At 71.5% G+C, this 12,065-nt stretch carries 8 protein-coding genes; 2 read left to right on the top strand and 6 right to left on the bottom strand.

What is annotated here, in order from left to right:
• Positions 1–113 precede the first annotated feature (113 nt).
• The 6 genes from HW445_RS07195 to galE all read right to left on the bottom strand — a co-directional run bounded on the left by HW445_RS07195 (position 114) and on the right by galE (position 7,490).
• Positions 114–2,123 carry a hypothetical protein gene (locus HW445_RS07195; protein WP_308798555.1) on the bottom strand — a complete coding sequence of 670 codons (2,010 nt, stop codon included), beginning with the start codon at positions 2,121–2,123 and terminating at the stop codon, positions 114–116.
• Between the two features lie 201 nt (positions 2,124–2,324).
• A complete protein-coding gene (locus tag HW445_RS07200; RefSeq protein ID WP_180220191.1) occupies positions 2,325–3,824 on the bottom strand; it encodes a bifunctional cytidylyltransferase/SDR family oxidoreductase in 1,500 nt (499 codons plus the stop codon).
• 306 nt (positions 3,825–4,130) lie between these two features.
• Positions 4,131–5,570 (bottom strand): GTPase ObgE, encoded by a 1,440-nt coding sequence (obgE, locus tag HW445_RS07205; RefSeq protein WP_180220192.1) that lies wholly within the window; start codon positions 5,568–5,570, stop codon positions 4,131–4,133.
• Positions 5,571–5,726: 156 nt separating this feature from the next.
• Positions 5,727–5,981, bottom strand: a complete 255-nt coding sequence (gene rpmA / locus HW445_RS07210) for a 50S ribosomal protein L27 (protein ID WP_108955339.1) — start codon at positions 5,979–5,981, stop codon at positions 5,727–5,729.
• 14 nt (positions 5,982–5,995) lie between these two features.
• Entirely contained in the window at positions 5,996–6,316 is a 321-nt protein-coding gene (gene rplU, locus HW445_RS07215; RefSeq protein WP_151773201.1) for a 50S ribosomal protein L21, read from the bottom strand.
• Between the two features lie 202 nt (positions 6,317–6,518).
• Positions 6,519–7,490: a UDP-glucose 4-epimerase GalE gene (galE, locus tag HW445_RS07220; protein ID WP_180220193.1), complete on the bottom strand. Its 972-nt coding sequence runs from the start codon at positions 7,488–7,490 to the stop codon at positions 6,519–6,521.
• A 376-nt stretch (positions 7,491–7,866) separates the two neighbouring features.
• Here galE and HW445_RS07225 point away from each other — a divergent pair, with 376 nt between their 5' ends.
• Together HW445_RS07225 and HW445_RS07230 are read left to right on the top strand one after the other, a co-directional pair.
• Entirely contained in the window at positions 7,867–10,716 is a 2,850-nt protein-coding gene (locus HW445_RS07225) for a CDP-glycerol glycerophosphotransferase family protein (protein WP_180220195.1), read from the top strand.
• Positions 10,713–11,885 (top strand): glycosyltransferase family 4 protein, encoded by a 1,173-nt coding sequence (locus HW445_RS07230; protein ID WP_180220194.1) that lies wholly within the window; start codon positions 10,713–10,715, stop codon positions 11,883–11,885. The genes HW445_RS07225 and HW445_RS07230 overlap by 4 nt, the downstream gene beginning before the upstream one ends.
• Positions 11,886–12,065: the final 180 nt, after the last annotated feature.

Here is a 12,065-nt window from a genome sequence, read left to right on the forward strand (position 1 = left end):
ATTCCCCGGGGGGACACGAACGGGCACACGTCGGAGGAGGCGGGCCGTCACCGCCGAGGTGGTGGAGCGGCAGCCGTCAGGGGTGGGGCCTCAGGAGCCCCAGGGCCGGGCCCTCAGTGGGCCGCGGCCTCCGAGGGGGTCTCGGCGCGGGCCTGTCCGAGGCTGCGGGCCTCGGCCTTGAGGGCCAGCGCGGCGATCGCGGCGTTGAAGCGTTCGAGGGACGACGGCTCGTCGGGGCCGAGCAGGTACTCCTTCAGCTCGACCCGCGCGGCCGCCAGCGTGTCCGCCGCGGGGTCCCGGACCGCCGCCAGCAGCTGGTCCATCTCGGTGGCCTCGTTGGAGAGGATCACCGCCGCACGCACCGCCGTGTTCTGCCGGACGAACTCCTCGACCCCCAGCGCCGCGGAGTCCGTCACCGCGTACGGCTTGCCGCTGGCGATGAAGTCGGAGACCACGCTGGAGATGTCGGAGACCATCGCGTCGGAGACGTTGAAGCAGTCGTACAGCCGCGGCTCGGAGCCGGTGATCACCCGGTGCTCCCAGACCGGGAACGACCGCCAGTAGGCGTCGTTCCACTCCTCGCGCAGGCGGGCGATCTCCTCGTAGACCGTGAGGTCGGGAGCGCCGTCGCGGGCCGCCTCCGCCTCGTCCTCCTTCTCCACGCCGGCGGTCAGCTCGCCGAGCCGGGCCTCTATGCGCGCCAGCTCCGCGCCCGCCGTCTCCAGCGCCGCCTCGTCCCCGCGGAACTGCGGGTCCAGCGCGCGCTCGGCGGCCGCCTTCTCGATCAGCGCGACGATCCGCTCGTGCGCCAGCCGGGCCTGGGTGCTGCGGGTGCCGGTGAAGGGGTGCGGCTTGTACAGCACCCGCACCGGCTCGTCGGCGGCCAGCAACCGGCGGACGATGTTCTCGCCGGCCGACATGAGCGAGGTGTTCCCCGGGTTGTCGTCCCAGCCTTCCCAGGTGGGCGCGTAGAGCACGGTCGGGACGATGACCCCCTGCCGGCGGCCGGTCCGGATCGGCGCCAGCTGGGGGCGTCCGACCTCCACCACGTCCTCGTCGCGCACCCCGACGTCCGCCACGGCGTACCGGTCGCGCCCGGCCTTGCCGGCCGTCCACACCTCGTCGTACACCTTGCTGTACGGGTTCACACTGGCGATCTTGTCGCTGTCGCCGTGGCCGATGAAGACGTGCTTCATGGTGGGCACGCGCAGCAGGTGGATGTTCTTGCCGACGTTGGCCGCGTAGAGCGCGACCCGCACCGTGGACAGGTCCAGGTTCATCAGGTGGACGCCGCCCGGGACGCAGATCACGGGGACGGTGGTGGGCGCGAGCCGCTCCATCACGGACCGTTCGCGCAGGATGATCAGCGGACGGGTGTCCAGCCGCTCCATCGTCTCCAGCCACATGTTGACCTGGTACGCCGACTCCTTGGCGCCGGAGAAGTACAGGACCGTCTCCGGCTTGTAGGTGCTCAGCCAGTTCTGGACCGCGGTCAGCACGGCCCGCGGGGCCGGAGCACGACGCGGACCGACCAGGTACGGCACCATGAGCAGCGTGTAGACGACGCCCAGACCGAGGGCGGCCACTATGCCGATGCCGCCCCACATGCCGTCGCCGAGGAAGGCCGAGACCAGGCCGCCGACGAACACCGGCAGGTCGAGGTGGAGCATCTTCTCGCCGGAGCGGTGCAGCAGCAGCCGCGGCGGCGCGCCCGGCAGCCGGAGGTCGGACGCCAGGGTGATGTTGCGGGTGGCCACCGGCAGGGTGCGGCGGAGCCTGACCATCTTCACCAGCGCGCCGTGGACCGCCTGGAGCCCGTAGAAGGCGATGAAGCAGGCCACCAGCGCGTAGAAGAACACGCCGTAGGCGAGCCCCAGCCGGGCCAGGAGCAGCACCAGGATGAGCTGGCGGACCAGGAAGCGGATGGCCAGTCCGGCGCGCACCACACTCAGACGATTCACCAGATAGCTGTTCCGGTGATGGAGGTAGTGGTCTGCGCCGTAAGTGACGGCTGCGGCAACCGCGAACGCGACGATGTTCGGCAGTAGCGCGGCGATCATCAAAGCGGGAAAGCCCACCACGATGAGGGCGACCGCGGCGACCAGTTCCCCCACGCTGCCCACACGGGCAGTGCGTACGAGTGTGGATATCACGTGTGAACCTGCTCCAGGAGAGGTGCCGGCATGGTGCGTGAACAGCCTTGAGCGCATAACTCCGACAGTCCGGAAAACACCGTGCACATTTTCCGTGTAGTGCTTATTTCGAAACATTAGGCCGTTCACGCATTCGGAGCGGCCTAAATGATTTCTGGTAATTGCGCCCGATTATGCCACGCCGTCGTGCCGGTCCAGAACGCTCGCGAGCGCCTGGTCGAAGCCCGACGCCTGCCCCGCGGCGGCCGTCGGATCCTGCTGCCGCACGTCGATGACGTGCCCGGTGAGGTCGGAGAGCAGCACGTCGAGCGAGGTGCGCGCCACGGCCTCGGAGGAAAGCAGCGATCCCGAGGGCTCCTGACCGAACGCCTTGGTGCGCATGGGGGTGGCCGTCCGCTCGGGATTGATGCAGTTTACCCGCACGCCGTCGACGGCCCATTCGTCGGCGAGCGCCTGGGTGAGGTTGACCACGGCGGCCTTGGTGGAGGAGTACAGGCTGTAGTCGGACCGGCCGCGGGTGTAGCTGCTGGAGGTGTAGAGCAGCAACTGCCCCTTGGTCGCGGCCAGGTACTTGTACGCCGAGCGGGCGATCTGCACCGGGGCCAGGTAGTTGACCTTGAGGGCCTCCATGATGGTCGCGCCGTCCGTCTCGGCCAGCTTGCCGATGCGCAGCACGCCGGCGGTGTTGACCACGTAGTCGATCCGGCCGCTGTCGGCGTGCGCCTTGCTGAGCGCGGCCTCGACGTCCTCGGCCCGCTCCACGTGCGTTCCGGTCGTGGACCGGCCCAGCGCGTACACGGTGGCCCCGTAGCTCTCGGCGAGTTCGGCGACGTCCTTGCCGATGCCGTACGAACCGCCGAAGACCACCATGGTCCTGCCCGCGAGCAGTTCCCGGTAGCTCTCCTCGCCGCTCGGCGCGGGAGCCGCCGTGGAGGCGAGCTGGTAGAGCTTGTCGGCGAGGAAGACGTCGACGGGCTGAGTGACCTTCATGTTGTACTCGTCACCCGCGACCACGTGGATCGGCACGTCCGGCAGGTACTTCAGGACCACCGAGCAGTCGTCGGTGGCCTGGAAGTTGGGGTCCTCGGCGGCGACCTCGTACGCCCGGCGGATGGTCGAGAGCTTGAACGCCTGGGGCGTCTGCCCACGCCGCAGCCGCGAGCGGTCGGGGATCTCGGTGATGAACTCGCCGTCCTCGCCGTGGGTACGCGTGACGATGATCGTGTCGGCGGAGGGGATGGCGACGTCGACCGCCTGGTAGCGGTCCAGCGCGCGGACGCAGTCGTCGATGACCCGACGGCTGATCAGCGGCCGCACCGCGTCGTGGAAGAGGACGTTGAGGTCCTCGCCCTCGGCCAGCCCCTCGCCGAGCGCCTCGACGGCTCGGCGGGTGGTCTCGCTGCGGGTGGATCCGCCCTCGATGACCCGCTTCACCTTGGTCAGTCCCGCGCGCTCGACGATCCGCTCGATGTCCGCCACGTACCCGGGCGTCATCAGGACGATGACGTCGTCGATGGACTCGGCCTGCTCGAAGGTGGTCAGCGTGTGCTCGATGACCGCCTTGCCGGCGATCTTGATGAGCTGCTTGGGGATCTGCAGCCCCACCCGCTGCCCTGTACCTCCGGCGAGGATCACGGCGGTCGTTCGACTAGCGGTTATGTGCTGGGACACGAGCAATCCTACCTTGGGCATCAGCGAGCGTTTCCGAGGGCCGAAGCCCTTCCCAACTTGGTACCACATTGCGGGCCGTGGCCCGCTGTCCGGGAGCGCGGTTTTAGATCACATGGCGCGTACGGTGAACAAAGACCATCCGTTCTACCCCGTTGCGCCGTCCGTCCCCGCGCCGGGTTCCGGCCGAATGTCGGCAGCGGCACCGGTTGTGCGGTATGGGCTTTTCACGGAGTCACGGCGGGGACTCCGTGAAAAGCCTGTGCGGAAAACCGGAAAACGCCGGCGGCCCGCAATGCCGGGATCGGCCTAGAAGGGCTCGAAGTCGTCGAACTCCTGAGCGGCGTCGTCGCGCTCGGCCTGCCGGTCGCGGCGGCGCTGGGCGGCGGGACGGGGCGCCTCGAACCGGTGGTCCTCGCCACGGCGGCCGAGCATCTCGGCGCCGGCGGTGACCGACGGCTCCCAGTCGAAGACCACCGCGTTGTCCTCGGGGCCGATGGCGACGCCGTCACCGGACCGGGCGCCGGCCTTCATCAGCTCCGACTCGACGCCGAGGCGGTTGAGGCGGTCGGCAAGGAAGCCCACGGCCTCGTCGTTGTTGAAGTCGGTCTGCCGCACCCAGCGCTCCGGCTTCTCGCCGCGCACCCGGAACAGGCCGTCCTCCTCCCGGGTGACGGTGAACCCGGCGTCGTCGACGGCCTTGGGCCGGATGACGATGCGGGTCGCCTCGTCCTTGGGCTTGCGGGCGCGGTGGCGGGCGACCAGCTCGGCCAGGGCGAAGGAGAGCTCCTTGAGGCCCGTGCGGGCCACCGCGGACACCTCGAAGACGCGGTAGCCGCGCGCCTCCAGGTCGGGGCGGACCATCTCGGCGAGGTCGCGGCCGTCCGGCACGTCGATCTTGTTGAGGACCACCAGCCGGGGGCGCTTCTCGAGGCCGCCGCCGTAGTTCTTCAGCTCCTCCTCGATGACGTCGAGGTCGGAGACCGGGTCACGGTCGGACTCCAGGGTCGCGGTGTCCAGGACGTGCACCAGCACGCTGCAGCGCTCGACGTGGCGCAGGAACTCCAGGCCCAGCCCCTTGCCCTGGCTGGCGCCGGGGATCAGGCCGGGCACGTCGGCGACGGTGTAGACCGTCGCGCCGGCCGTGACCACGCCCAGGTTGGGGACCAGGGTGGTGAACGGGTAGTCGGCGATCTTCGGCTTGGCGGCGCTCATCACCGAGATCAGCGAGGACTTGCCGGCGCTCGGGTAGCCGACCAGCGCCACGTCGGCGACGGTCTTCAGCTCCAGGACGATGTCCCCGGCGTCGCCCGGCTCGCCCAGCAGCGCGAAGCCGGGGGCCTTGCGGCGGGCCGAGGCGAGCGCCGCGTTGCCGAGGCCGCCGCGGCCGCCCTGGGCGGCGACGAAGGAGGTGCCCTCGCCGACCAGGTCCGCCAGCACGTTGCCCTGCTTGTCGAGCACGACGGTGCCGTCCGGGACGGCCAGGACCAGGTCCTCGCCCTCCTTGCCGGAGCGGTTGCCGCCCTCGCCGGGCTTGCCGTTGGTGGCCTTGCGGTGCGGGGAGTGGTGGTACTCGAGCAGCGTGGTCACCGACTGGTCGACGGTGAGGATCACGTCGCCGCCGCGGCCGCCGTTGCCGCCGTCCGGGCCGCCCAGGGGCTTGAACTTCTCCCGGTGCACGGAGGCACAGCCGTGGCCCCCGTTACCCGCGGCGACATGCAGTTCGACGCGGTCCACGAAGGTGGTCATGGTCAGGTGCCTCCAGTACGCGTAAGTCTTGGGTCGTGCTCAGGTCTCGCCGTGCGCGCCTCACCCGGTGCGCACGTTCACACAACACGCGAAAGGCGGACCCACTTCCCCGGGGGGAAGTGAGGTCCGCCTCGCGAATGAGTTCGGTCAGCCTGTTCAGGCGACCGGAACGATGTTCACGACCTTGCGGCCACGGTGGGTGCCGAACTGCACCGCACCGGCCTCGAGGGCGAACAGCGTGTCGTCGCCGCCGCGGCCGACGCCCGCACCCGGGTGGAAGTGGGTGCCGCGCTGGCGGACCAGGATCTCACCGGCGTTGACGGTCTGACCGCCGAAGCGCTTCACACCGAGCCGCTGAGCGTTGGAGTCGCGACCGTTCCGGGTGGACGATGCGCCCTTCTTGTGTGCCATGTCTCCTCAGTCCCTTACTTCGCAGCCGCGGGAATCGACGTGACCTTGATCGCCGTGTACTGCTGGCGGTGGCCCTGCCGACGACGGTAGCCCGTCTTGTTCTTGTAGCGCAGAATGTCGATCTTCTGGCCCTTGTGGTGGTCCACGACCTCGGCCTGGACCTTGATGCCGTCCAGGACCCACGGGTCGCTGGTCACGGAGTCGCCGTCGACAACGAGCAGGGTCGAGAGCTCGACCGTGTCGCCAACCTTGGCGGTGGAAATCTTGTCAACCTCGACGATGTCACCGACAGCAACCTTGTGCTGGCGGCCACCGCTGCGCACGATGGCGTACACGCGGATCTCACTCTCTCGCTCGGGAACGGCACCCCCGCAGTCCAGCCTCCCTGTGACAAGGGACCGGCCTCTCCCGGGGCGCGGCACGAAGCCTGCGGCCGGCCGGGAGGAATGAGGTTTACGGGGATGTGGCGTGCCTATGGACACGCCGAGGGTCAAGGTTACGGGGACCTGGGCAGGAGGGTCAAACCGGGGCCCGCGGTCAGGAGTGGTGGCGCCGCCAGCCCTCCCAGGCCGACCGGATCATGTCGTCCAGGTCGTGGCGCGCGCTCCAGCCGAGCTCCGCCGTGATCCGGTCCGCGGACGCCACCACGCGCGCCGGGTCGCCGGGGCGCCGCGGGGCGACCTCGGGCGCAAGGTGCTCGTTGCCGGTGACCTTGAGGATGCGGTCCACCACCTCGCGGACCGAGCTGCCCTCGCCGCGGCCGATGTTGAGGACCAGCGCGGTCCCCTCCCCGGCCTCCGCCAGCCGCCGCGCGGCCGCCAGGTGGGCGGAGGCGATGTCCTCGACGTGGATGAAGTCCCGCACGCAGGTGCCGTCGGGGGTGGGGTAGTCGTCTCCGAAGACCAGCGGCGCGGCGCCGGACTCCAGGCGCTCGAAGACCATGGGCACCAGGTTGGTGGCCCCGGCGTCGGCCAGCTCCGGGCCGGCCGCTCCGGCCACGTTGAAGTAGCGCAGGCACGCCGACCGGATGCCGTGGGCCCGGGAGGCGGCGCCGATCAGCCACTCGCCGGCCAGCTTGGTCTCGCCGTAGGGGTTGATGGGGGCGCAGGGGGTGTCCTCGGTGACCAGGTCCACGTCCGGCATCCCGTAGACGGCCGCGGAGGAGGAGAAGACGAGGGCTCCGGCCCCGACGGCCGTCATGGCCTCCAGCAGCGTCTGGAGACCGGTGACGTTCTCCCGGTAGTAGTGGAGCGGCCGCCGCACCGACTCCCCCACCTGCTTCTTGCCGGCGATGTGCACCACGCCCGTGACGCCGTGCTCGCGCATCGTCCGCTCCAGCAGCGGGCCGTCGAGGACGCTGCCGACCACCAGCGGCACGCCGGAGGGCACCCGGTCCGCGCTGCCGGTGGACAGGTCGTCGAACACGACGACGCTCTCCCCGGCCTGGGCCATGACGCGCACCACATGGGCTCCGATGTATCCGGCACCGCCCGTGACCAGCCAGCTCATCTCGTACCTCCCGGGTCGTCGACCGTCCAGACTCCCCCATCGGCCCGGCGGAAGCGAACCGGGCCCCCGGCTCCGCGGACTCGCGGGCGGCTCGTCCGACAGGTTGAATAGGGGAATGTCCTGATTCTCCCCCGCCGTCCCCGGCCCGCAAGCCATCCACAGGACAGGGTGAGACCGCCCCGTTCCCGCGCTCCGACGGAGGTGCCTGCCGGTGTCCGCCCCGCACGACAGCACAGAGCACGACGGCACGCGGCACGCGGGCCCACGGCGCGACGGCCGACGACACGAAGGCCCGCGGCGCGAAGGCCCGCGGCGGGAGGGCCCGCCGGACGAGCGTCCGCCGCGGGAGGGCCCGCGAGGCGGCGCCGCTCCCGACATCAGCGTCGTGGTCATCGTCTACAACGACGAGCGGCGCCTGCCGGCCGCCGTGCGGTCCGTCCTCGGGCAGACCCTGCGCAACGTCGAGGTGGTCATCGCCGACGACCACTCCACCGACGGCTCCTTCGAGGTCGCCCGCCGGCTGGAGGCGGAGTCCGACCGGGTGCGGGCCATCCGGCTGCCGGAGAACAGCGGTGGCTGCGGGGAACCCCGCAACCAGGGCGTCGCGGTGGCCCGCGGCCGCTACGTGATGTTCCTGGACAGCGACGACACCCTCGAGCCCAACGCCTGCCGGAACATGCTGGAGGCCGCCGAGAGCACCGGCGCCGACCTGGTCTCCGGCCTCTGCCTGCGGGTGCACGTCGACAGCCGGTGGGGCACGACGTCGAAGTGGTACCCGTGGCTGTACCGGCGCACCCGGACCCTCGAGTCGATCGCCGAACTCCCGGACCTGCTGGTCTTCGACACCCTGTCGACCAACAAGTGCTACCGCCGCGCCTGGCTCCTCGACAGCGGGCTGACCTTCCCCCGCGGCATCCACTACGAGGACCTGCTCTTCTCGGCCCGGGCGTACCTGGCGGCCTCCCGCATCACCCTGATCCCCGACACGGTCTACCACTGGAACGTCGTGCGGAAGGCCGAGGCCAAGTCGATCAGCAACCGGCGGCACGAGATCAACAACTTCGCCGACCGGCTGGAGATCCACCGCCGGATCGACCGCATCCTGGCCGCCGGGGGCCACGACGCGCTGAGGCTGCACAAGGACCGCAAGTTCCTCAAGCACGACCTCGTCCTCTACCTGCGCGAGCTCCCCTTCCTCGACGACGACTACCGGCGCCGCTTCGCCGGGATGGCGAACGGCTACCTCCGGGAGTTCCCCGAGGAGGCGTACGAGGAGCTGTCGCCCGTCCACCGGCTGTGCGCCTACCTCCTGCTGCGCGAGGACTGGGAGCACCTCATGCAGGCCGTCGACACCCTGATCAACAAGGACAAGGTGTCCAGTCCGCTGGCCGAGCGGGACGGCCGCGTGTACTGGTGCGAGGAGCACCTCGACGACCCGCTGGGCCGCGCCGTCCTCGACGTCACCGGCCTCGGGTACCACGAGCGGCCGCTCTCCCGGCTCTTCCTGCGCAACGCGGTCACCGGCTACGCCGGGTCGCCCGGGGGCGTCACCCTGTCGGGCGCCGTGGTCAACCCCCTGGGGGCGATCCGCCCGGGCGCCCGGCTCACGGCGGAGCTGGAGTTCCGGGCGCGCCGCCGGAGCCTGCGGTCCTTCCGGTTCCCGGTGCGCACGGTGCGCCACGCGGGAGCGTCGGTCGTCTGGGAGGCCACCGTGCCGCTGGCCCGGAAGCTGCGGCCGGTGGGCGTCCTCGACGACGTCTGGGACGTGCGGATGCACCTCACCGTGGACGGGGAGCGCACCACCACCCGGCTCACCGTCGGCGGGACGGACCTCGAGGGGCCGGACGCCGACGCGGTCCGGGTGCGGCCGGTGCTCGGCCGGCTGGCGGCCGACCGGCTCGAGCCGCGCGCCTCCTCCCACGGTCATCTGGCGTTCCACCTGGTCCAGCGCGGCGCGCTCTCCCGGCGCGCCGTCGGCGTGCTGCGGCACCACATCGAGAGCCCGCCGGCCCGCCTCACCAAGAAGGCCCTGCGCACGGCCCTCGCGCTGCGCAAGGAGTTGGTCTCCGGACGCCGCAAGATCGAGGCGTACCACCGGATGATCCGACTGCTGCCCGTCCGCAGGGGCACGGTCGTCTTCGAGAGCCACCTCGGCAGGCAGTACAGCGACAGTCCACGAGCCGTCCACGAGGAGCTGCGCCGCCGGAACGTCCCCGTGCGGGCCGTCTGGTCGTACGCCGGGGCCGTCCCGGCGGGCTTCCCCGAGGACGCCGAGCTGGTGCGCCGCTGGTCCTGGCGGTACATCGCGGAACTGGCGCGGGCGGAGTTCTGGATCGACAACCAGGGGTTCCCGCTGAAGCTGGCGAAGCGCCCGGAGACCACCTACATCCAGACCTGGCACGGTTCCGCGCTGAAGCGGATGGGTTTCGACACGCCGCAGATGCGGGTCCTGCCGGAGCGGGAGCGTCTCGCCTACCAGCGGGCCGTCGACCGGTTCGACCACTTCGTGGTCCGCGGCCGGCACGACGAGCTCACCCTCGCCCGGGCCTACCGGATCCCGCCGGAGAAGCTGCTGCGCACCGGCTACCCGCGCAACGACGCCCTGGTGCGGGCCCGGGAGTCGGGCGTGCCCGACCCGGCGGCCGAGGAGCTGGCCGAGCGCCTGGGCGTCCGCCGGGACCTGCCGGTGGTGCTGTACGCGCCCACCTTCCGCGCCCGGGAGGGCGGCGGGGTCGAGGACTTCGCCCTCCCCTTCGACGTCGACGGGTTCGCCGACCGGTTCGGTGACGAGTTCACGCTGCTGGTCCGCACGCACTACCTCAACGGCGTCACGCTGCCCCCGTCGGTGGCCGGCCGCGTGGTCGACGTGAGCGGGGAGCCGGACATCACCCCCGTCCTGCTGCTGGCGGACGTGCTCGTCACCGACTACTCGTCCGTGATGTTCGACTACGCGCTCCTGCAGCGGCCGATGGTGTTCTTCACCTACGACTGGGACGACTACGTCCACAACGGCCGGGGCACCTACTTCGACCTGTCGGAGGAGGCTCCCGGCCCCGTCGTGCACACGGCTCAGGAGCTGTTCGAGGCCCTGTCGGACCTGGACCGGCTCGACGGCCACAAGGCGCGGCTGAAGGAGTTCATGACCCGGTACGGCGAGTACGACCAGGGCGACGCCGCCGCGCGGATCGTCGACCGCTTCTTCGGCGCCCGGGGAGGGGACCGGTGACCCGGCCCGACGGCGGCGGCGGCCGGACCGCGCGCGACATCGTCCTCGTGGGCAACGAGGTCGACGAACTGGGCGGCGTGGGCCGCTGGCAGATCCTCATGGCGCGGCTGTTCGCCGCACGCGGTCACCGGGTGACGGTGGTGGGCGTCGCACCGGCCGACTCGCCGTTCGGCCTCGGCGAGGACCCGCCTTTCCGGACCCTCACCCTCCACGACACGCGTCCGGCCGGGCGCCGCCCGGTCCGCGGGCTGCGGGAGCGGGTCGACCCGGTGGCCCGCCACCGGGAGGCGGTGCGCGAGCGCGGGAGGCGGGAGGCGGCCGAACGGCTGTCGGCCGTCCTCCACGCGGCCCGGCCCGGCGCCGTGGTCATCGTGACGCAGGTGTGGGCCATGGAGTGGGTCGCCCTGGCGGACACCGCGGGCCACACCGTGATCGGCATGAGCCACGAGTCGTTCGAGACCTCGCGCGCCTCCTCCCGCTTCGCGCGCGTCAAGCGGTACTACAAGGACGTCGACCGGATGCTGGTGCTCACCCGTGAGGACGCCGACCGGTGGATCGGCGAGGGCTTCAACCATGTGGGCTTCCTGCCGAACCCGGTCCCCCTGGAGCCGGGCGCGCCCTCCCCGCGCACCGGGAAGGTGGTCGCCGGCGTCGGCCGCCTCGGCTACGAGAAGGGCGTCGACCTGCTGCTCGACACCTGGGCCGAGGTCTCCCCCCGGCACCCGGGGTGGCTCCTGCGCGTCCACGGCTCCGGTCCCGACGAGGCGGCGCTGCGGCGGCAGTGCACCGAGCTGGGCCTGGACGGCTCGGTGGAGTGGGCGGGACGGACCGAGGACGTCGCGGGCGCGCTGCGCCGGTCGTCGGTGTTCGTGCTGTCCTCCCGCGGCGAGGGGTTCCCGCTGTCCCTGCTGGAGGCGATGTCCTGCGCCGTGCCCTGTGTCGCCTTCGACTGCGCGCCCGGCGTGCGGGAGATCGTCCGTCACGAGGAGGACGGCCTGCTGGCCCGCCCCGGCGACACCGCGGAACTGGCCCGCCACCTCGGCCGCCTGCTGGAGGACGCCGATCTGCGCAACCGGATGGGCGACCGGGCGTACCGCAACGTCCGGCGGTTCTCCGCGGAGGCCGTCACCGACCGGTGGGAGAACCTCTTCGCCCTCCTCGACCGCTGACCCCCACCGGCCGACTGACCCCCACCGGCCGACTGACCTGACCGGCCGGCACCGCCGTCCCTGCACCGGCCCCGCCTCCGGCGGGCCCCCGCACTCTCTGCCCGGCCCCGGGCTCCGGAGGGCCTCGACGGCTCCGCCCCGGGTCCCTGGCTCTACGCCCCACCTCCGACGGCGAGCGAT

The sequence above is a fragment of the Streptomyces sp. UH6 genome, assembly GCF_013421635.1.
GTDB lineage: Bacteria > Actinomycetota > Actinomycetes > Streptomycetales > Streptomycetaceae > Streptomyces > Streptomyces abyssomicinicus.